The 19,152-nt window shown below is 69.2% G+C and carries 25 protein-coding genes and 1 pseudogene; 20 read left to right on the plus strand and 6 right to left on the minus strand.

Annotated elements, in window-relative coordinates; genetic code table 11:
- Positions 1–68: 68 nt before the first annotated feature.
- From AC5P1C_RS00260 to AC5P1C_RS00350, 19 genes are all read left to right on the plus strand, one after another.
- Positions 69–416: a hypothetical protein gene (locus tag AC5P1C_RS00260; RefSeq protein WP_493863560.1), complete on the plus strand. Its 348-nt coding sequence runs from the start codon at positions 69–71 to the stop codon at positions 414–416.
- Positions 417–638: 222 nt separating this feature from the next.
- Positions 639–1,646 (plus strand): hypothetical protein, encoded by a 1,008-nt coding sequence (locus AC5P1C_RS00265; protein WP_493863561.1) that lies wholly within the window; start codon positions 639–641, stop codon positions 1,644–1,646.
- A gap of 182 nt (positions 1,647–1,828) precedes the next feature.
- Positions 1,829–2,206: a hypothetical protein gene (locus AC5P1C_RS00270; RefSeq protein WP_493863562.1), complete on the plus strand. Its 378-nt coding sequence runs from the start codon at positions 1,829–1,831 to the stop codon at positions 2,204–2,206.
- A gap of 109 nt (positions 2,207–2,315) precedes the next feature.
- Positions 2,316–3,371 (plus strand): N-6 DNA methylase, encoded by a 1,056-nt coding sequence (locus tag AC5P1C_RS00275; RefSeq protein ID WP_493863563.1) that lies wholly within the window; start codon positions 2,316–2,318, stop codon positions 3,369–3,371.
- Positions 3,372–3,517: 146 nt separating this feature from the next.
- Positions 3,518–3,910 (plus strand): hypothetical protein, encoded by a 393-nt coding sequence (locus tag AC5P1C_RS00280; protein WP_493863564.1) that lies wholly within the window; start codon positions 3,518–3,520, stop codon positions 3,908–3,910.
- Positions 3,911–3,982: 72 nt separating this feature from the next.
- On the plus strand, positions 3,983–4,570 hold the full coding sequence (locus AC5P1C_RS00285; RefSeq protein ID WP_493863565.1) for a hypothetical protein: 588 nt from the start codon (positions 3,983–3,985) through the stop codon (positions 4,568–4,570).
- 54 nt (positions 4,571–4,624) lie between these two features.
- Positions 4,625–6,307 carry a ParB/RepB/Spo0J family partition protein gene (locus tag AC5P1C_RS00290; protein ID WP_493863566.1) on the plus strand — a complete coding sequence of 561 codons (1,683 nt, stop codon included), beginning with the start codon at positions 4,625–4,627 and terminating at the stop codon, positions 6,305–6,307.
- 115 nt (positions 6,308–6,422) lie between these two features.
- A complete protein-coding gene (locus AC5P1C_RS00295; protein ID WP_493863567.1) occupies positions 6,423–7,076 on the plus strand; it encodes a hypothetical protein in 654 nt (217 codons plus the stop codon).
- Positions 7,073–7,507 carry a hypothetical protein gene (locus tag AC5P1C_RS00300; protein ID WP_493863568.1) on the plus strand — a complete coding sequence of 145 codons (435 nt, stop codon included), beginning with the start codon at positions 7,073–7,075 and terminating at the stop codon, positions 7,505–7,507. The genes AC5P1C_RS00295 and AC5P1C_RS00300 overlap by 4 nt, the downstream gene beginning before the upstream one ends.
- Entirely contained in the window at positions 7,504–7,785 is a 282-nt protein-coding gene (locus tag AC5P1C_RS00305; RefSeq protein WP_493863569.1) for a hypothetical protein, read from the plus strand. Before AC5P1C_RS00300 ends, AC5P1C_RS00305 begins: the two co-directional genes overlap by 4 nt.
- The gene (locus AC5P1C_RS00310; protein ID WP_493863570.1) at positions 7,773–8,369 is read left to right on the plus strand and encodes a hypothetical protein; all 597 of its coding nucleotides are present in this window, start codon (positions 7,773–7,775) and stop codon (positions 8,367–8,369) included. Before AC5P1C_RS00305 ends, AC5P1C_RS00310 begins: the two co-directional genes overlap by 13 nt.
- A gap of 136 nt (positions 8,370–8,505) precedes the next feature.
- On the plus strand, positions 8,506–8,853 hold the full coding sequence (locus AC5P1C_RS00315) for a hypothetical protein (protein WP_493863571.1): 348 nt from the start codon (positions 8,506–8,508) through the stop codon (positions 8,851–8,853).
- A 61-nt stretch (positions 8,854–8,914) separates the two neighbouring features.
- Entirely contained in the window at positions 8,915–9,670 is a 756-nt protein-coding gene (locus AC5P1C_RS00320; RefSeq protein ID WP_493863572.1) for a YgjP-like metallopeptidase domain-containing protein, read from the plus strand.
- Between the two features lie 320 nt (positions 9,671–9,990).
- Complete coding sequence (locus AC5P1C_RS00325) at positions 9,991–10,149, plus strand: hypothetical protein (protein WP_493863573.1); 159 nt, start codon at positions 9,991–9,993, stop codon at positions 10,147–10,149.
- A 65-nt stretch (positions 10,150–10,214) separates the two neighbouring features.
- Positions 10,215–10,607 carry a hypothetical protein gene (locus AC5P1C_RS00330; RefSeq protein ID WP_493863574.1) on the plus strand — a complete coding sequence of 131 codons (393 nt, stop codon included), beginning with the start codon at positions 10,215–10,217 and terminating at the stop codon, positions 10,605–10,607.
- Positions 10,604–11,074: a hypothetical protein gene (locus AC5P1C_RS00335; protein WP_493863575.1), complete on the plus strand. Its 471-nt coding sequence runs from the start codon at positions 10,604–10,606 to the stop codon at positions 11,072–11,074. Before AC5P1C_RS00330 ends, AC5P1C_RS00335 begins: the two co-directional genes overlap by 4 nt.
- On the plus strand, positions 11,071–11,226 hold the full coding sequence (locus AC5P1C_RS00340) for a hypothetical protein (RefSeq protein WP_493863576.1): 156 nt from the start codon (positions 11,071–11,073) through the stop codon (positions 11,224–11,226). Before AC5P1C_RS00335 ends, AC5P1C_RS00340 begins: the two co-directional genes overlap by 4 nt.
- A gap of 69 nt (positions 11,227–11,295) precedes the next feature.
- Complete coding sequence (locus AC5P1C_RS00345; protein ID WP_493863577.1) at positions 11,296–11,799, plus strand: hypothetical protein; 504 nt, start codon at positions 11,296–11,298, stop codon at positions 11,797–11,799.
- Positions 11,800–12,448: 649 nt separating this feature from the next.
- Positions 12,449–13,468, plus strand: a complete 1,020-nt coding sequence (locus tag AC5P1C_RS00350) for a Gfo/Idh/MocA family protein (protein WP_493863578.1) — start codon at positions 12,449–12,451, stop codon at positions 13,466–13,468.
- Positions 13,469–13,508: 40 nt separating this feature from the next.
- On the opposite strand, the gene AC5P1C_RS00355 is transcribed toward AC5P1C_RS00350, so the two are convergent.
- From AC5P1C_RS00355 to AC5P1C_RS00370, 4 genes are all read right to left on the minus strand, one after another.
- Positions 13,509–14,180, minus strand: coding sequence for a response regulator (locus AC5P1C_RS00355; RefSeq protein ID WP_493863579.1), 672 nt, complete (start codon positions 14,178–14,180; stop codon positions 13,509–13,511).
- 38 nt (positions 14,181–14,218) lie between these two features.
- Entirely contained in the window at positions 14,219–15,370 is a 1,152-nt protein-coding gene (locus AC5P1C_RS00360) for a hypothetical protein (RefSeq protein WP_493863580.1), read from the minus strand.
- The gene (locus AC5P1C_RS00365; protein ID WP_493863581.1) at positions 15,370–16,455 is read right to left on the minus strand and encodes a hypothetical protein; all 1,086 of its coding nucleotides are present in this window, start codon (positions 16,453–16,455) and stop codon (positions 15,370–15,372) included. The genes AC5P1C_RS00360 and AC5P1C_RS00365 overlap by 1 nt, the downstream gene beginning before the upstream one ends.
- A gap of 150 nt (positions 16,456–16,605) precedes the next feature.
- The gene (locus tag AC5P1C_RS00370) at positions 16,606–17,880 is read right to left on the minus strand and encodes a sensor histidine kinase (RefSeq protein ID WP_493863582.1); all 1,275 of its coding nucleotides are present in this window, start codon (positions 17,878–17,880) and stop codon (positions 16,606–16,608) included.
- 159 nt (positions 17,881–18,039) lie between these two features.
- Here AC5P1C_RS00370 and AC5P1C_RS00375 point away from each other — a divergent pair, with 159 nt between their 5' ends.
- Positions 18,040–18,246: a hypothetical protein gene (locus AC5P1C_RS00375; RefSeq protein ID WP_493863583.1), complete on the plus strand. Its 207-nt coding sequence runs from the start codon at positions 18,040–18,042 to the stop codon at positions 18,244–18,246.
- A gap of 57 nt (positions 18,247–18,303) precedes the next feature.
- Here AC5P1C_RS00375 and AC5P1C_RS00380 read toward each other — a convergent pair whose 3' ends face one another.
- Positions 18,304–18,726, minus strand: a complete 423-nt coding sequence (locus tag AC5P1C_RS00380; RefSeq protein ID WP_493863584.1) for a guanyl-specific ribonuclease — start codon at positions 18,724–18,726, stop codon at positions 18,304–18,306.
- 64 nt (positions 18,727–18,790) lie between these two features.
- A pseudogene (locus AC5P1C_RS00385) lies at positions 18,791–19,057 on the minus strand (dihydrofolate reductase family protein); the annotation flags it as partial.
- Positions 19,058–19,152 lie beyond the last annotated feature (95 nt).

Here is a 19,152-nt window from a genome sequence, read left to right on the forward strand (position 1 = left end):
AAAGAGTAGAATTCAATCATAAGCAGGAGGGGGAACCCGACTGCGACCGAACCGGAAGGGCCCACTCCATGCACACCCCGCTGCCGGACCCGCTGGCCGTCCTCAAGCTCGCCACCGAAAGGGGCATCAGCGAGGAGCACGCTGCCACCGCGATCACCTGGGCCGCCCACCTGACGGTCGAGGCATGGCACGAGTACGCCGACTTCTGGGACAAGGCCAGAGACGACCACGCGGCGATGGAACTATGGCTGACCCTGCTCGGCGACGACCGCATGAGTCTGCTCGACGACGCGGTGAGCGGGGTCCTCGGCGCAGACAACGTCCTTGAACAGCTGCACCGGGAGCGTGACGTACAGCGCGGCGACCGGCAGGCTCGGGTGACCCGCACCAATCGCCTGCGCATACGGATTCACTGACCCCTCGCCAATGGGCGCAGACAGTCCGCCACTGGGCGGAATCGCCAAATTGCCGCCGCCCGCCCGGACGCGGGCCGACGCGACACCAACACCCCCTGCGAGCTGGGGGGTTGCAGTTACCCCACCCCAGCAGAAGAGTAGAATTCACCTACAAGGTGAAGGGGTGAGCACGCCCCGACGCCCCCTCACCCGCATCCCCTTCACCACGAGAACGGCGCCCGCATGACCCACGACAGAGTTCCGAGCGACGGCGATGTCCGTACAGCGAGCGACATCAGCACGTACCTCAGCGGGCTGAAGCCCTCGGTCCGCAACCTGGCCTCAGCCGCCAAGGCCCTGGCCCGCATCGACGAACTCGGCTGGGCGCCGCTTGGCGGATACCCGGGCAGCGATGTCCTGTGGCCGGTGCGCTGCCTGGTCTGCGGCCGGACGTGCATGCGTTTCTACAGTCATCTGCGCCGAGCGCGCCCCGCCAGCCGCCACCCCGGATGCCTCCCGATGGCAGAGCATCCCGCGGCCCTGGCGAAACTCGCCGAGCGAGCGAGGAGCAACTGCGGGTGCTCCGTACCGCACGCGATCACGCCTGAGGAGGTCGCGCAGGCCTTCGAGATGGTGGCTCAGGCTCAACTTCGCGGAAATGCGCAGGGTTTGGTGATCGGGCTCGACCGTCTTCTCACCCCTTGCCCGGCGACCGGAGCGCGCGCGGCATCGGTCGCTACGCACGTCCAGGCAACGAACTGCATCAGCGATAAGGAAAGAGCCTCCGTGGACCTCTATCTGCCCGGCGACCGGGTGTCCGTGAAGTATCTGTCGAAGGCCCACGGCCCGTGCCACGCCTACAACCGCACCGTCATCCACACCAAGCCCCATAAGCAGCACGATCAGCAGGTCTGGGTGAACATGCCCGATGACGCCGTGTACGGCAGTCCGCTGCGCTTCTTCGCCAACAGTGACCCCATAGCCCTGATGGAGAGCGCCCCGATCGCCTCGCAGAGCCCCGCATACCTGGCGGCCAACCTGGCCTGGCACCTTGCCGCGGCGGCCCCGAACTCCATGCGGGCGACCTGGCCGCACCCCCGCAGCAACGCCATGGTCAAGGAGGCGTTCACGGATGCCGAGCGCGCCGAACACGCCGATATGGCCGCCCGGTACATCCGGCGGTGGCGCGATCGGGATCCTGCCGGATTCACCGCGTGGCAGGCATCCGGTGCCCTGACGGGCGGGGTGTGACGTGGCGGGCTGGATACGCGGCATGTGGAGCGTCTCCCTTTGGCATCCCGAGCGCGAGGTGGGCACGTTCACCTACCTGGTGCCGCACTGGCAGGAACGGACCGAAACAGCGGCGCGCCGTCGCTGCGGCGCGGCATGCCGACAGAGCCGCAGTGATGCTCGACCCGGCCACATTGGCTGAGATGGTCGTCGGCGAGGTGGCGTTCCGGCCCGCGGTGCGCTCACAGGAACGAGCCGTTGCCTGGGTCGCGCTCGTCCAGCATGACGTGATCGACGAGCACGGATGGCATACCGCTGAGCCCGGCGAACGCGATGAACTGTGGCGCGAGCCGCTGCGGGCGATGCACAAGCGATACCGCGAGCGGGTCATCGGATTCGGCAACTCACTCGCCGACGTCATGACCTCCCTGGCTGGCACCGACTCGGGCTGGGACCTGACCCAGTATCGCGACGACCTCGGCCGCATCGTGTGGGACGACGTACGCGCCGACATCCACCGGTCCGCACTCTCCTACACCTGGCACACGCCCTACGGCGTCGTCTGGATCGACCAGAGCTGACCCGGGCTCGGCCGCCAGCACATTCGTCGCCCTCCCCGTCCCGGCCCGCCCCTGCCCACAGGGGCGGGCCTCCGCATGCCCACACCCCTTCACTGAAAGCGATCAACTCGTGACGCAGCTCGACCTGTTCGCCGCTCTCGATGACGAGCCGATGACGATTCCCACCACCTTCGCCGCCGCTCCCGAGAAGCCTCCTGTACCTTCCAGCCCACCGGCCGCTGCGGCAGTGGCGCAGCCGCGGCCACGCCGGACGAAGCCGGTGAGTGATCCGCACGGGCAAGCCATGCGGATCGGCGAAGCCGTTGCGGGCGTATGGCACCGGCAGCACGGCGGTACGCGGATCGAGGTACCCGTTGGCATCGTCGCCGCGCTCGCACTGATCCGACAGAAGGACGCGAACGGTCCGGACCTGAAAGCGCAGATCCTCGGCCAGGACGATGCACAGATGATCGCGATGTTCCGCGAGATCTGGTCGACGCACTGGATGCACCGGCCCGACCTGATCGACCGCGCCCGCATCCTGCACGAGTGGCTCAACGACGAGGAGATCGACGACCACCGCACCTACGTCGTACGTGCCGCCACCAAGGCAGCGTTGGATCATGGACTGTTGGACCTGACCGGGCACACGGATCCCTACCTGCGTGCGCAGAGTGACGTCCTGTCGCCGGTCATGATGCTCGTGCGCTCCACCGGCGCCCAGCAAGGGCTCGGCGAGTACCACACACCAGCCTCGGTCGCCGACGCCATGGCGAACATCGTGGCAGCCGGGAGTGTCATGAACTTCCCACTCGCCGTAGATGAGCCGCAGAGCGGGGAGCACATCCACGATCCGGCCGCCGGCAGCGGCGGCCTCCTGCGCTCGGCAGCTCAGCACCTGCGCGAACGGGGCCTGGACCCGGCCCAGTTCCAGTGGTCGATGGTCGACGTCGACGAGATAGCCGCAGCCTGCGCAGCCGTGAACTCGATCATCTGGATGCTCGGCCCCCGGGTGACGGTTGCCTGCGCCGACTCGCTCGCGAACCCGAACGCCGTCGAGGACGCCATGAAGCACGCGCGCGCTGTGTTCGCGCACCGCGACGAGATGCTCGGCAAGGCGCGCATCATCGCCGCCGTCCGTCAGACACAGCAGCTCCTGGAGCAGGGCGCCACCGCCGCCGCCTGACCGGCACCAACCGGACCCAGAGACGACGCATACGGAGCTAGAGCCATCTGACCAGCAAGAACGGGTTTGACTCACCCTCCAGCAAGAGTAGAATTCAAATATGAGTTGGAGGGGAAATCCTTCCACTACGACGAACGGACCCCTCCATGACCGCCACCATCCGCGCACTTCACATCGACCTCGACGGCAGCGTGCGCGATCTCGACATCGGCACAACGCTCGACCAGCAGTCGAAGGTCATCGGCCGCGCACTGCTCGACTCGGTGGAGGCCGTGGAGCACATCCGGCGATCGACCGGCAACTCGATCGTCGTACTCGCCGGAGAGCACCGCGAGCGCAAGCTCCCCAACTTCTATGCGGGTCTTGCCATTCACATCCTGACCGGGAGCCTCGGCCAAGAACTCCAGGGCCCGGTCGTCTTCGCCGGATACACGCGCAACGGCGAACTCACAGCCCTCCCCGAGGATGTGGCCGCTGAAATCCGCGACCTGTGCCCGGCCAACCCCGACGGCATCCCGGCCATCGTCCGCATCCGCTGAACCCGCCAGCGGGACGGCAGCCCAACCGTCCCGCTCCCGCCGACACCCCCTCTCGGAAAGGAATCCGTCCTCGTGAGCGACACCGAAGACCCCCAGCCCCGCACCATCACCCTGATCGACCTGTACCTTCTGGCCGAGGAACTGGCCGGACAGCTCGGCGTCTGGAACGTCGGCGACGACTTCGAGCCGAGCCAGGAATCTTCCGTTCACCTCGTCGCCCCCGACCGCCGCGCGATCGGACTGCGCCTTCTCTTCGGCGGGCGGGCAGTACAAGCCTTCGCCATCGGCGGCACCACCCCCAAAACCCCGGCCGGCTCCGATGCGACTGACAAGGCGGACCCTCAGCGTCTGATGCAGGGGGTGCGCTACAGCACCGGCGTCACCTTCACGGCCGACGAGCCCCCGCTGGAATCGCTCCTCACCAGCGTTCGCACCGTGCTGCTCCCCGCCTTCAACGGTCACCGCTCCGTACTCAACTCGCGCGGCCACCGCCTCACTCCCCCTCCGAGCACCAACCCAGCCCCCGCGGAGCAGGGCACGGAGGCGGAGCCTGCGGCGAAGGACACTCCGAAATCGCGGACGCGCAAGAGCACACCTCGCGCGAAGGCGGCGAAGCCCGCCCGCCGCAGCACCCGCGACAAGGCCGCCGCCACTGCCTGAACCCGACTCTGGATCACAACTACCTACCCGCATAAGCACCTTGGAAGAGCACAAATGACCGTCATTGACACCGAAGCCCCTATGCCGACCGTAGACATCGAGGCAGAGACGACCACCGAGCCTCCGGTCGGCATCGAGGGATTCGCCGGGACCTTCACCTGGGTCGATCCGCGCACCCTGGTGGTCGACCCCTATAACCACCGAAAGCCCCGCCCGTCCGCCCCCGCGAGCAGCACCGAGCAGGACGACGGGGATGAGGACGAAGAGGAGGACAGCCGGGAGGTCGAGGACACGACCGAGCCGGATGCCGAACTGATTGGCTCCGTCGACGAGATCGGCGTGCAGACTCCCCTGCTGCTGCGCCCACAGTCCGACGGAGAGACGCTCGGAATCATCTTCGGCCAGCGCCGGTTCAAGGCGGCGGTCCTCGCCGCGGAGAAGGCGATCGCCGCCGGCCGCACCTACCGGCTGGTCCCGGCGATCATCCGCACTGACCTCAAGGGTGTGGACGATGATGCGCTGACGCTCAGCCTGATCGAGAACAAGCACCGCAGGGCCGCCTCCGTACGCGACGACATCGACGCCGTACGGCAACTCTCGCTCATGAAGATCAGCAAGACCCGCAAGGCCAAGCACGCCCGCACACTGGGACTGACGCCACAGCAGGTGAAGGCAGCCGAGACGGCGGACAAGCTGAGCGACGAGAGCCTGAACCAGGCCCTCGCCTACGACTTCGACTTCGTGGAACTCGCCGACCTGCATGAGGTCGAGGCCCTCGACCACGCCCTGCGGTGGCTGCGCGGCGCCAAGAAGAGCGACCTGGAAGAGGGCAACGGCCAGCGCGGCAACTGGGCCCACACCATGCAGCAGTTGCGTGACCAACTCGCCGACCGGGCGGCGAGCGAGAAGGCTACTGAGGAACTTGCTGCAGCAGGCATACCGCTCGTCGACCGCCGCTGGGACTGGGCAAGGACCGCCGCCCGCCTGCTCACCGACCTCGTGACAGCGGACGGCGAACCTCTCACGCCCGAGGACCATCGTGGCTGCCCCGGCCATGCCGCCGTCCTCGACCGGGAAGAGCCGGTGGCCCTCTGGCTCTGCCAGGACTGGACGAAGTGCGGCCACAAGCTCGGTCCTGACGCCCCCAAGGACGCCCGGCAGCACAAAGACCGGGAAAAGGAGAAGGAGGAGCGGCGCACCGTCATTCACAACAACAAGGCATGGCGGGCAGCCCGGCTGGTGCGGCACGAGTTCCTGGCCTCCCTGTGCACCCGCAAAGGCGATGCCTCGCCCGCCGCGTGGAAGGTGATCATGTCGACGATCACCGGCACCAGCTACCTGTATGAGCACTTCATCGACACCGCCGACACCACCTTCACCTCCGCGTTCCTGCGCATCCCGGACCCCAACGAGGACCGCAGCAAGTGGACCCGGGTCGGTGAGCCGTTCGCCGAGGTGATCGCGAAGACTCCGGCCTCGCGCCGCTGGCAGATCCTCCTCGCGCAAGTCAGCGCCGCACACGAGCAGCAGGCCCTGGGTGACAGCGCCTGGCGCGGGGAAATCAGCTCCACCGCCACCGCCTGGCTCACGTTCCTGAAGGACGAGGGTTACGCCCTCTCCGCTATCGAAGCCGAGACGCTGGCGACCGCCGAAGCTCAGGCGCAAAGGCGGGCTGAGGCACTGGCCGCCGAGGCGGAGAGGGAAGCGGAGGACGACTCCGAGCTCGCCGCAGCCTGACAGCACCCCCCTGTTGACCTGCACAAACGGGTTTGACGCCCCCTCAATGAAGAGTAGAATTGGATTACTGATGGAGGGGCGTCACCTCCCAAACACCACGAACGGAACGATCGGCATGACACCCATCACCCTCAACCGCGACGCCGTCCTCAACGCCCTGGAAGCCGCAGGCCGCCCCCTTCAGCGATACGACCTCGTCATGACCGTGTTCTGGGCCGCCGGATACAACCGCGACACCTACCGCACTGTCCAGGATCTTTCCGACGGCAGCCTCGAATGCGTCCAGCTCATCGACCGCATGCTCACCGACGGAGACCTCGTCCGGCTTTCCTCCACGAAGTGGCGACAGATCCTCAGCACCGCCTTCGACACCACCACCATCCACGGCCATCGCGGCTACCACTGGTTCGCCACCCACAACCAGTACGCCCTCTGGTCCTCAGACGACCGCGCACGCAGCGAACGCATCCTGGAGATCACCGCACGCCTCACGACCGCGAACCTGCCCCCGCTCGAACTCCACCGCACCGACTGGACGGAGACCGGCGGCCTGGTCGACGCCGAGGATCCCGAAGCCGTGCACACCTCACTCGAGATCCTCGAACCGGGCGGCGCCCGCGTCGCCGAAGTCCTGTGCAATCACGCACCCGACGACGAGCAGCCCGAACAAGCCCTCGCGGCCGCCGAGGCAGCGGCCGACCTGCTCATCCACGCCCCGGCCGACCTCGCGTTCCTCCTGACCCTCATTCAAGGGAAGACGAGCCGATGAGCCTCGTGTACGGGGCGTCGGTCTCCGGCAAGCCCCATCTCGTCACGGTGGCCACCTGGCCGACCGACCCCGACCAGATCGTCCTCACCCGCTGCGGCCGCCTGGCGCTGCGCGAGATTCCCGAACCCGCACCGGACCACCTCTGCGGCAGTTGCAGGCGACTGCACGAAGGCGATCAGCAGCAGAAAGCCGCCGCCCGGCGCCACCACCAGCGCCACATCGAGCCGGTCTGCCGCCAGATCGCCGTTGTGATCAACCAGCTTCTCGCAGACGTCGACCTGGCGGCCCGCCGCCCCACGGCGCCCGCACACCGCTTCGAGAAGGCCGCCATCGTCAGTGGGCTCCTCACCGCCCTGTCGATCACCCTCGGGGCTCCCGGCGACGACAACGCCGCCGAGCGATACGCGCAGCAGCAGGCGGGCCAGCGATGAGCGGCCTTCCCTGGCAGGCAGGTTTCCCCACCACCATCTACGCCTTCGGGAACGTCACCTACGACCTCACCCGGCCCTACTTCGCGCCCGACGGCTCCCGGTGGCACTGGATCCGGTGGTGCACCGAGCACCAGCGCCCCGTCGCCACCCGCGCCGAGCACACCCCGGGCGACGCATCGGCCAGCGCCGAGATCAGGGAGCTCATCGAAGGCCACGCCTACCGCTACCTCACACACACCCGCACCGCCCGGCAAGGACGACATCCGTGGAAGCAGTGACCTGGCTCCGGACCGAATACGAAGGCCGCGAGGACGAGCTGATCACCCTCGCTGACGGTGCCCGGCTCGTCGGTGTCAGCCGCACCACCGTCAGCAACTGGGCAGCCCGCCACGCCAACTTCCCCCGCCTGGTGCTACTGACCGGTCCGCTGCACAAGCGGACCAAGTACATCGCCCGCGAAGAACTCGTCGACTTCGCACGCCGCCAGCGCAACAAGCCCCGCACAACCACAACCGCACGCCAGCCACGACGGCCAGCCGTGGAACTCCGCGCCGGCGAAGTCGAGCACTACGCCCAACAGGTCGCCCGCCTCACCGAGCTCGCCGATCGCCACAAGCAGACCCTGGCCAGCGCCGAGACCCGACTACGCACCGCGCGGAAACGGCTGCGAGAGGCCCGCACCCGGCTGAACGCCGAGCTCAGAGCAGCCCACGAGCACGACACCGACGAGACGAATACCACCGCGCCCGTCCCCAGGGGCTTCAGCGTCACCGACCCGATCTCCCCGGCCATACCCGCAGCGATTCTCCAGAAAGGCAATGCCGCCGAGTCCGACGCCCAGACGCAAACACACCAACAGTGAGCGGACTTACCTGGCAGGCCGACTTCACCATCACCGGCTACAACCCGCCCTGCACCAAGACGGCCGCCCCTCACCGCAAGCAGACCACCGCACCACATCAGAGAGACCAGTCTTGAACTCCACGCCCAACCCGCCCATGCCCAACCCCCGCCAGGCCAAAGGCTTCTTGGTCACCATCGCACTCCCAGCGGCTCTTCCCGCATCGCGCCTCCATGCAGGCGACACCTTCGCCCTTCACGGAAACCCGGGCGAGCAGCTGCTTGTCGAGCGAACCAAAGCCCACCCCCACCTGCCCTCCCATCTGATCATCACCGTCCCCGGCAAAGCCACCCCGATCACACTGCACATCGACGAACCCATACGGCCGCTACGGATGCCCCGCAACGTTCACGTCACCTGCCAGCTGTGCGACCAGAGCACCGAAACCCAACTCGAACTCGTCGCCAACGGCGAGCCGAAGACATGGGTCTGCAACCGGCACTGACGAGCCTGCGGGCGGGCTGCCGAGGCCCGTCCACACCCGCCACGAACAGGACCCTTGTGCAGTGACCTATAACGCCGGGCGCACCATCACCGTCGGCGACATCACCATCCGCGTGCGAACCAGCAATCGCGCCACCCTGGACCTCGATGTCACCGCCACCGGCCAAGTCATCGTCCGCGGCCCCCACCACACCACCGACGCCCAAGCAGCCGACCTCGCCCAGCGCCGACGCCACTGGGTCTATCGACAGCTCCAACACGTCATCGACACCACGCCTTCCAACCCGACCAAGGCCCTTGAGACGGGCGCGGAGTTCAGCATCCTCGGACAGCCGCACCTTCTGCGGATCGTCCCGGACACCCAGCAGGCCGAGCCGCTCCTACGCCAGCAGGGCCCCGCCACCGGCTTCTGGATCACCATGCGGCGCAGCACGGCGGCAAATCTGCCAAAGAGGCGACAAACTCTCATCAAACTTCACGTAGCCGTCGGCCAGAAATGGCTCAAAATCGCTCGCCCTCAAATAGGAGAACACGCCATGAAACGGAATATACCGATGTCGTTCTCGACCAGACTCCGCACATCCCGAGCCCACCGCCATCCCACCCGCGGACTCACCCTCCACTGGGCCACCATCCAGCTCGACGACCCACTCCTCCGCGAACTCATCCACCGCACCCTCCATCTCCACACCATCGCCGACACCCACCAACTCGAGCACACCCTGCGCAACCTCTGGCTCGGCAACCTCACCGCTCCCGCTCACGCGGAGGATTCCGACCGAGCTACAACGGCATCAACGTCGGCGAAACGTTCCTGACCCGCGACGGCGCACGCTGGGACTTCCACGTCTACAACGACGTCGCCGACGACGTCATGACCTTCGCCCGCAACGGCGAGGCCATCACGGCGCGGGAACTGATCTCCGGAATGCAGCACCACCACCTGCAACCGGCGCCCCCACTGACGCCCGTCAAGCTCAAGACGCTCCGGTAACTCGGCCGCCCCTACGGCACCGCCCAGTCCTGGCCTCGCGTCGCAGGCGGCCCCGCCGACACCTGGGAGGTCTACGACTACAACGCCGACCTGCGCCGCGTCTGGCTCGTCCACACAGGCCTGTACTGGGAGAACACCGGCCGGATGCGATGGAACCGCTGGCACTACGACAACAGCCGGGACAGGCTCGTCGCCGTCCACACCGAGCACGTCAACGCCCTGCCGCGTCTCACGCTCTGGGAGGAGCACGACCAGAAGGTCATGCGTCTCAACACCCGTGACCAGGAAGGACGCTGGCTGTGACACCGACGACAAGGATGCACCGTACCAACGCCGCACGTCCTGGCCTGGGCCAGGACTGGCGGGCCGTGTGGGAGGTCGCGCACTACACGCTCGACGAGGACGGCCAGCGAGGCCCGACATCCATCGTGACTCAGGTCGAAGCCCACCCGCTGAAGTCCAACATCACCCTCACCCACTCAGTGTTCGTCCACCTCACGCAGGACCCTGACCTTCCCGAACCCGACATGCTGGACGCACAAACGCGTCTGCTCGGCTACGCCGCCGGCGAAACAGGCGAGGACGGGAAGGCCCCGCTCGTACACGGCGTGCGCTGCGCCAACTGCGGCTCAGACCAAGTGACGTTCAGCGCGCGGGCCTGGGCAAACTGCGGGGCCTGCGGCACGGGCCAGACGCAGGGCGAAGCAATGCTGTGCTCCCAGCACTGCGAACAGTACGGCGCAGCAGGAGTGATCAAGTGACCGACGCGATCAGCGCAGCCGTGGCGGCAGAGATGTTCCCTCCACCGCCCGAAGGCCGCACAACAGACCAACTACAGGCCGAGGCCGAGACCCTGGTGCCCGCCGACGTCGACGAATTCGACGAGACGTACTGCACCTCGTATGGCGTGCCCAACGCCGAGGGGCCGTGGCCGAGGTGGCTGGCAGTTGCGCTCGCCTTCCGCGGTCTCGCCAAGGGCGCGACGGTCACCGTCGAGTACGGGGAGGTCGTCATCCGGCACGTCGACGGCGCCTCCTCCACGCTGCGCTCCCTCGACGCCGTCCCGGTACGGCCGGACGTCGCCCCGATGGGCTGCCGCTACTGCGACCTGCCCCGCCAGCACGGCAACCAGTCCTCGCCCTGGGGGCAGCACGCGTACACCGAGCCCACGCAGTTCCAGGTCAAGGCGCGAATGCTGGAACGCCGCAAGAGGAAGACAGGAAAGTGAGCAAGCAGGAGATCATGACACCGGACGGCGTACAGCGACCGGCGCACTGGGAGTGGGACGCCGAGATGATCACGGGCATGGCAGCCCGCACGCTGCTGTGGGGGCTCACACCGTGCCCACTGGACAGCAGGGAGAACCAGCTCCACGGCTGAATACGCTTCGAGGTCTCGCACAACGACAAGGGCGACATCGACGGGCTGAAGCCAATCGCATGCGATCTCATGCCCCAGCCCGACGACCATCCGAAGTCTGCGTTCGAGATGAGCATCCACCGCATCCCCGCCGTCGGCTTCGAGCTGCGCAGCAGCGTGAACTTCCGACCGGGCATGGTGCTCATCAGCCTCAAGGACGAACGAACGGGTGAGGACGTGTTCTCGTGCCTGTTTGAGCTGAACGACGCCCCCGGCCAGCACTTCCACGTCGGCAACGCCATCGACGCGACGCACGGCGACGAAGGCCTCTGGGACCACGAGCGGATCATGACCGCCACCGGCCGCAACCCATCCTTCCTCCACGAGGAGTGCCGCATCTGCAACCAGGCCTTCGGACAGCACGAGCGCCTGGTCCTACGCGTCGCCCGCAGCAACGAACACGACCCCGCCAAGATCCACTGCGCCCTCGTCATAGCCTGCGGACCCAACGCGGACATCCCTGAGTCCAACAGCAGGCTCGCCCGCCTGGAAACACACGGCATCGGCAGAGCGTCGGGACAGAACCACCGGTGAACCAGCCTGCACGAAAACCCTGGTGAGATGGCTCGGCGATGCCACACGGACGGGACGACCTGACCGCATGGCATCGCCGTCCATCGCAGGAACCTCCCACCATGAACAAGCGTCGCGGCCACTTCGCCAGCGAAGAGGAGGGCCGGGAGGCCCTCACGCAGGCATACGAGACCGCGATCACCACCGACGAAGAACTCCACGAAGCCCGACGGCAACGGATTCCCCACAAGCTCAGCCCGGATGGATCGACCCCAGTCGCCGCTGACCTAGACCATGGCGTTCGCTGCGGTGCTGGGCCGCAAACGCTGAGCGGTAGTCAGTCGATTGCTTAGCAGTGGGTTACCTGCGGCTTTGACCCGGCTGATCACGCGAAGGCCCGCGTGGAGAGTTTCGGGGGACGCTAGGGGGACCGACGGGGGACAGCACCCTGACAAAAGCTAGGGAAAGCCAGGGCAGGATCGGGCAAGAACTCCTGCCCCTACGGAAGCCCATCCTGTACCCAAGAGCCTCTGACCTGCACCGATGAGACTCTGACCTGGCGAGATGCCGGGCTCCGCCCTTGATCGCGGAAGCAAGATCCACCATCTCTGAAGTTCGGTTGTCCGGACAAAGGATTGACAGGATCACCGTGCGTGGCGAGGGTGGGTCCATGCGTATCGGACTGATCGGAACGGGCCGTATCGGCACATTTCATTCCACGGCTCTGCAGCGGCATCCCGAGGTGGACGCGCTGGTCGTCGCGGACGCCGACGTCGGGCGCGCGGCCGGGCTCGCGGCGCGGATCGGCGCGGCGTCGGCGGCCTCCGTGGACGACGTGTTCACGGGCAGCGGCCGGTCGGGCGCCGTGGACGCGGTGGTCATCACGGCGGCGACCTCCGCGCACGCCGAGCTGATCGGCAAGGCGGCGCGGGCGGGGCTCCCGGTCTTCTGCGAGAAACCCATCGCCCTGGACCTGCCCGGCACGCTCGCCGCACTCCAGGAGGTCGATGCCGCGGGCACGGTGCTCCAGCTGGGCTTCCAGCGGCGGTTCGACGCGGGGTACGTGGCGGCGCGCGAGGCCGTGCGGTCGGGGCGGCTCGGGAGGCTGCACACGGTCCGGGCGATGACCTCCGATCCGGCGCCGCCGCCGGCCGCGTACCTCCCGCTGTCCGGCGGCCTCTACCGCGACTGCCTGGTCCACGACTTCGACATGCTGCGCTGGGTGACGGGCCATGAGGTGACGGAGGTGTACGCGACCGGATCGGACGCCGGGCCCGCGATGTTCCGCGACGCGGACGACGTCGACACGGCCGCCGCGGTCCTCACCCTCGACGACGGCACGCTCGCCACGGCGACGGCCACGCGGTGCAACGGCGCGGGCTATGACGTACGGATGGAACTGGCGGGCGAGGAAGACCAGATCGCGGTCGGCTTCGACGACCGCACGCCCCTGTCGTCCGTGGAACCGTCGGGCCCGCCGCCGCCCGAGAAGCCGTGGCCCGGCTTCCTGGAGCGGTTCGCGCCCGCGTACGAGGCGGAGCTCGCCGCGTTCGTGGACGTCGTACGGGGAGTACGGACGAACCCCTGCGACGGGCGCGAGGCGCTGCAGGCGCTGCGGATCGCCGAGGCGTGTGAACTGTCGCGGCGCGAGGGCCGGTTGGTGCGGGTGGCGGAGATCGCCGAGGGCTGAGTCGACGCCTCGGCCCGGCCGGTACTGCTCCACCTCGGTGTTACTCGACCTCGTCCAGTAGGCCCGCGTCATGCGCCAACAGCGCGATCTGCACCCGGTTGTTGAGGTCCAGCTTCGTCAGGACGCGCGAGACGTGGGCCTTGACGGTGGCCACACTCAGATAGAGCTCCGCCGCGATGTCCGCGTTGGAAGCGCCACGGCCCACCGCGACCGCGACGTCCCGCTCGCGCTCCGCCAGCAGGGCCAGGCGCTCCAACGCCCGCTCACGGCGCCCCTGTTGGGGGTCAACGCCCGTCACCTGCGTGATCAGCTGCTGCGTCACCGTGGGGGAGAGCACCGGCTCCCCCGCCGCGACCGCCCGTACCGCCGCGACGATCTCGGCGGGCGGGGTGTCCTTGAGGACGAAACCGGCGGCACCGGCGCGCAGGGCCCGCAGCACCTGCTCGTCGGCGTGGAAGGTGGTGAGGACGATGACCTCGGGCGGGTCGGGGCGTTTGCGGAGTGCCTCCGTCGCCTCGAGGCCGTCCATCGTGGGCATGCGGATGTCCATCAGGACGACGTCCGGGCGCCGTTCGGCGACCAGCTGGGCGACGTGGGAGCCGTCCGCCGCCTCGCCGACGATCTCGATGTCGTCCGCGCCGCCGAGCATGAACGACAGGCCCGCGCGGACCAGCGGGTCGTCGTCGACGAGCAGCAGCTTGATGGGGTTCATGGGGCCTACCGTATCCAGGTGGGGGGCTGGAGCCGACGTCATGCGGGCAGCTTGATCCGAAGGGGGCCGCAGCCGACGCGGTCCGCCTCCGCGGCCACATAGCGGGGCAGGAGCGTACGGATGTCGGCGGCGCGGTCCGTGCCCTGGGCCCGGATGAGGAAGGTGACGTCGCCGGTCTGGCACTCGGCCTGGAAGAGGCCGAAGTCCTCCCGCAGGAAGCCCCTCCCGCGGGCGCCGCCCACCGCCTTGACCTCGGGGCCGCCGTCGAACTTGAGGCGTGCGTAGAGCGCGGAGAGCCGTGGGTCCGCGACCGTCATGAGCCGCAGCCTCGGGTGGTCGAAGAGCACGTCGCGGTCGCAGGTCCGTACGGGGCCTTCGCCCGCCGTCACCAGCGGCCGCTCGTACTTGTCCGCCTCCCGCTTGCCCCGCATGTGCAGTCCCTCGATGCCGCAGATCGCGTCGCGCTTCTCGTCCTTGAAGCGTGCGGGCGCGGGCAGCCGGTCCGCGGGGTCCCGCACCGTGCCGTCGCACCCCTGCTCGGCGAGGTAGCCGTTGACGAGGCGGACCACGGCGGTGGTGAGGCGGGCGCGTTCACCGGTGTCGACCTCGTCGTCATAGGTGGTCCAGCCCGTCTCCACGTCGATCACCATCGGGCCCTTGTCGTCCGGCTCCCGTCCGATGCAGCCCTCCGGAACCGCCAGCCACGCGCGCGTGTCCGACGCCATGCCCAGGAGGCCGCCGCCCAGCGGAGTCATCCGCGCGGACAGGTACTCGTCCGCCCACTGGTCGCCCGATCCGCCGAACCGGGCGTCGAGTTGATGGATCTGGGCAGTGACCCGCCGGCCGCGCGGCGACTTCAGGCGGCACACGCCGGACGGCGCCTCGGAAGAGATGTGGTCCGAGGTGATGGGCACGTTCGACGCCTCGATGTCCCGCTTGCCGTCGAACAGATCCGCCACGTCGTCCTCGCTCAACGCGCCCCAGCACGCCGACTCCCGCTCGAAGGGCCCCGCCTGGGCCTGCCAGGCCACCCCGGCCCCGCCGAGCAGCGCCCCGGCGACGGCGGCGGCTACGGCCGGCCGCAGCCGCCCGTGCGTGAGCCGCCGCCAGTGCCACCAGGGGCGGTGCGGCTCCGGGGCTGCGGCAGCCGACGCCCGGCCCGTCTCGTTCGTCTCATCCGTGCCGGACATCAGCGCTCTCCCCCGGTTCCTGCGGACGCGGCCGGTGCGACAGCCGCGCACCCCAGCCGCTGAGCCACCGCGTTGCTGAAGGCGGCGAAGTGGCCCTTGGCCTGACGCTCCGGTGCGCCCAGCATCAGGAACGTCGTCGGACGCCCCGCGCACTCAGCCCGCACGACCTGCTGCTCCGTCCCCAGGACGCCCTTGCCGCGCCAGCCCCTCGCCGGCGCACTGTCGCCCGCCAGGTCCTTGAGGAGTGCGTCGAACCGGGGGTGCGCGACCATCAGGGCGTCGAGGAACTCCACGGCCCCGCGGCCGACCCGTACCGAGCAGGACTGCATGTCGTCGGTGACCGCGCCGACCTGGTAGCTCGTGTCGTGCTCCGTCTCCTCGTCCAGGTCGAGGTCGAGACCCCTGATGCGGCACGCGGGATCGGAGTAGAAGGTCTCCTCCTTCTCCGGCAGCGTCAGGACGGGCGAGGTGAGCCGCAACGGCTTCGCCGGGGCGCAACCCGCCTTCTCCATGCCCTTGTCGGCGGCCGTCACCAGGAGTTCGGCCACCGCGCGCGAGCCGCCGAGATCGGGGGTCGACGGACCCACGCCGATGGGTTCCGTCCGCTCCCGGGCGTCGAGCGTGACCGCGGTGGGGCGGCCGTCGCGGGTGTCGCACCGCTTCGGGAGGACCAGCAGACCGCGGGCCCCGGCGACGGCGCCGGGCAGCCCGTCGGGCAGCGGCATCGCGCCGTCGCCGAGGTAGCTGCCCAGCCACGCAAGACGGGCGTCCGCGTCCTTCGGCGCGCTGCCGTACTTCACGGTGACCGTGGTTTCCTGCTCGCTCTTGTCGCCGTCGGAGAAGACGTGGCTCGAGTGCACGGCCAGGGTGCACGAGCCCGTCGGCTTCCCCGGTGTCGGCGCCGCCCCCTTGGACGTACGACTGCGTGCGTCGTCGCCCGCGAAGCCCGCCTCACCCAGGATGTCCGGCCCGCTGTCCTGTTCCCAACCGCCCCAGCAGTAGCGGTCCTTGGCGGCCAAGGGGCCCTGGAACGCCCAGGTTCCGACGCCCGCCACCAGGACGACCACCACGGCGGCCGATGTCACGGCCCGTCGCCGTGTGCGTATCAGCCCGCGTCCGTATGCGCGTGCGCGGCCGAACCGCCCCGCCCGACTCTCCCCCGTCACCGCTGCTTCCTCTTCCCCGCCTCGCCTGATGTGGCCGCTGATCGTACCCAGTTGGGGCGCCGCTCCCGATCACTGGGCCCACGGCAGCCAGGCGTCGACGCGGAACCCGCCGTCCCCCGCGGCCCCGTGCTCGATGCGGCCGCCCGCCAGCGTCGCCCGCTCCGTGAGGCCGATCAGGCCCTGGCCGGAGCCGGGGACCTTCGGCACGTCGCCGGGCGGCGGCGGGTTGCGCACCGACAGGGTGAGCCCTTCGCCGGGGGCGCCGGAGACCAGCACGGTCACCTCGGCGCCCGGCGCGTGCTTGCGGGCGTTGGTCAGGCCCTCCTGGGCGATGCGGTAGGCGGTGCGGCCGACGGCGGCGGGCACGGCTGCCGGGTCGGGGACGCGCTGGTCGAGCGCCACCTTCATGCCCGCGTCGCGGGACTCGGCGACCAGGGTCTCCAGGGCGGCGAGGGTCGGCTGCGGGCGCCCGGACGCCTCTCCGTCGCCGCCGCCGCGCAGGACGCCGATCACCTCGCGCAGGTCCTGCAGCGCTTCGTGCGAGCTCTCCCGGATGACTCCGGCCGCGCGGGCGATCTCCTCGCGGGGCGCGTCCGGGCGGAACTCCAGGGCGCCCGCGTGCACGCTGAGCAGGGTGAGGCGGTGGGCGAGCACGTCGTGCATCTCGCGGGCGATGGACTCACGGGCCAGGCGCTGGGCCTGTTCGGCACGGAGCGCCGCCTCGTTCTCGGCGCGGATCGCGCGGTCGCGCAGGCTCAGCAGGAGCTGGCGGCGCGAGCGCACGAACATGCCCCAGCCGATGACGGCGGCGCTGAGCAGCCCGCCGAGGATGACGGTGACGAGGTAGGGCAGATCGGCGTCGGGCCGCAGCCAGTAGATGATGGGCAGCATGGCGATCGTGACCCCGCCGACCCAGGCGACGTACCGGAAGGGCCGGTGCACCGCGAGTGTGAACAGGGCCACCACGGCCGCGCCACCCGCGGTGTCCGAGACCACGGTGACCGGCACCATGGCGATGGCGAGACCGAACGGCCAGCGCCTGCGCAGCCAGACCGTGGCGCAGGCGAGCGCGCCGACCAGCTGGTCGAGCGCCGCGGCGTCGGACGAGACGTTCGGATTGTCGCCGACCGCGTCCGCGCCGATCATGCCGATGAGGACGGCCACGGCGAAGCAGGCGAAATCGACCAGCCAGTCGCGCACGGTCCGCCGGGGCCTGCGCTTGCCCTCGCGTGCCGCGCGGTCCGGGTCGAGTTCGGCGGCGATGGCGGAGGGCAGCGCCCAGGGGCGCCTGGCCAAGGGGGCCGATGACGCCGAGGGGACCGTCGGTGGCTCGCTGCCGCTCATGGTCGACAAATCTACGCACTGTCCGGGTCAAGGGGCGCCGTCCGGCCGTGATCGTCTACCAAAGTCGCACACGCGGAGACTTTCGGAGGGGGCCGGGAGGAAGAGGCCTCACCCCGTGGCCGATGTGCGTGGGGGGTCCACGGGGCGAGGCTCTTCGGCATGAAGCAGGTACTTGAGGTCTTCGGCGTCCTTCTCCTGATCCAGGGCGCGGCCGCCCTGGTGCACGAGCTGACCGGCCGGCTCGGCGGCTGGGGCGTCGTGCAGCGGGTCGGATTCCTCGACGGCTACGAGATCTACGCGGGCGTCACGCTGATCGTGCTCGCGTCCGCGCTGTTCGCCGTCGCGGGGAGCCTCAAGGCCCGCTAGTCCGCCGCGGGGAGCCGGAAGGCCCGTCAGTACCGCGGCAGGGCCGGGCGCCTCGGTTCAGCAGGCGTAGTCGACCAGGTCGAAGGACTCGTAGTGGTCGGCCGTGTAGTAGTCCTCCTGGTTCTCCTCACCGGTCACGATGCGGCGCGCGCCGCGGTCCGGTGAGCCCGGTGTCTTCACGGTGTACTCGTGGTAGTAGCCGGAGCCCTGGGAGGGCAGGATGCCTTCCCTGTTCTGGAAGACGGTGCCGTCCTGCGGATACGGGTAGGGGCCGCCCGCCTCGATCAGGTCCAGGGTGTCGTGCGCCTGGGCGGGCAGCGCGGAGTAGCAGATGTCACCGACGGCGGCGATGGAGTACGCCGTCGACGTGGGGGCGCGGTGGTCCGGGGCCACCGCGCTCGCGGAGGCTGCGACGGGGCCGCCGATGAGCAGGGCGGCGGCGAGGGCGGTGACGCTCACGATTCGTGGGGGGATTCGCATGGGACCAGTGTGACGCGCGTAGAGGCTGCCATGTCAACGTCAAGTGCGGTGAATTTTCCGGGAGTTAACCGAGTGGCGCGCTGCCGGAGCCGCGCCAGTAGCTGCCGCACTCGGGGCGCCCCGCGCGCTCGTAGGAGCTGATGACGACGCCCGTCGACGTCGTGCGCGTCGCGGCGTTCCGGAACGCGGTGGGCAGCCCACCGTCGGCGAAGAGCCGGGTGCCGGTGCCGAGGGCCACGGGGAAGGTGAGCAGGTGCACGGTGTCGATCAGGTCGTGCGCCATCAGCGACTTCGCGAGGCCGGCACTGCCGTGCGGCCGCAGTTCGCGCCCCGGCTGCTCCTTGCGGAGGCAGGACCTCTTTCCGTGTCCGTTCTTCCGGGTCCGACGCGGGTCCTCCGGGTCCGACGCGGGCTGCGTCTCTCACC

It is taken from the genome of Streptomyces sp. A18 (genome assembly GCF_059026065.1).

Coding starts and splice junctions, on each gene's coding strand:
- AC5P1C_RS00260 (WP_493863560.1), top strand. CDS start 69: ATGCACACCCCGCTGCCGGACCCGCTGGCCGTCCTCAAGCTCGCCACC.
- AC5P1C_RS00265 (WP_493863561.1), top strand. CDS start 639: ATGACCCACGACAGAGTTCCGAGCGACGGCGATGTCCGTACAGCGAGC.
- AC5P1C_RS00270 (WP_493863562.1), top strand. CDS start 1,829: ATGGTCGTCGGCGAGGTGGCGTTCCGGCCCGCGGTGCGCTCACAGGAA.
- AC5P1C_RS00280 (WP_493863564.1), top strand. CDS start 3,518: ATGACCGCCACCATCCGCGCACTTCACATCGACCTCGACGGCAGCGTG.
- AC5P1C_RS00290 (WP_493863566.1), top strand. CDS start 4,625: ATGACCGTCATTGACACCGAAGCCCCTATGCCGACCGTAGACATCGAG.
- AC5P1C_RS00295 (WP_493863567.1), top strand. CDS start 6,423: ATGACACCCATCACCCTCAACCGCGACGCCGTCCTCAACGCCCTGGAA.
- AC5P1C_RS00300 (WP_493863568.1), top strand. CDS start 7,073: ATGAGCCTCGTGTACGGGGCGTCGGTCTCCGGCAAGCCCCATCTCGTC.
- AC5P1C_RS00305 (WP_493863569.1), top strand. CDS start 7,504: ATGAGCGGCCTTCCCTGGCAGGCAGGTTTCCCCACCACCATCTACGCC.
- AC5P1C_RS00315 (WP_493863571.1), top strand. CDS start 8,506: ATGCCCAACCCCCGCCAGGCCAAAGGCTTCTTGGTCACCATCGCACTC.
- AC5P1C_RS00325 (WP_493863573.1), top strand. CDS start 9,991: ATGCGATGGAACCGCTGGCACTACGACAACAGCCGGGACAGGCTCGTC.
- AC5P1C_RS00345 (WP_493863577.1), top strand. CDS start 11,296: ATGCCCCAGCCCGACGACCATCCGAAGTCTGCGTTCGAGATGAGCATC.
- AC5P1C_RS00350 (WP_493863578.1), top strand. CDS start 12,449: ATGCGTATCGGACTGATCGGAACGGGCCGTATCGGCACATTTCATTCC.
- AC5P1C_RS00355 (WP_493863579.1), bottom strand. CDS start 14,180: ATGAACCCCATCAAGCTGCTGCTCGTCGACGACGACCCGCTGGTCCGC.
- AC5P1C_RS00360 (WP_493863580.1), bottom strand. CDS start 15,370: ATGTCCGGCACGGATGAGACGAACGAGACGGGCCGGGCGTCGGCTGCC.
- AC5P1C_RS00370 (WP_493863582.1), bottom strand. CDS start 17,880: ATGAGCGGCAGCGAGCCACCGACGGTCCCCTCGGCGTCATCGGCCCCC.
- AC5P1C_RS00375 (WP_493863583.1), top strand. CDS start 18,040: ATGAAGCAGGTACTTGAGGTCTTCGGCGTCCTTCTCCTGATCCAGGGC.
- AC5P1C_RS00380 (WP_493863584.1), bottom strand. CDS start 18,726: ATGCGAATCCCCCCACGAATCGTGAGCGTCACCGCCCTCGCCGCCGCC.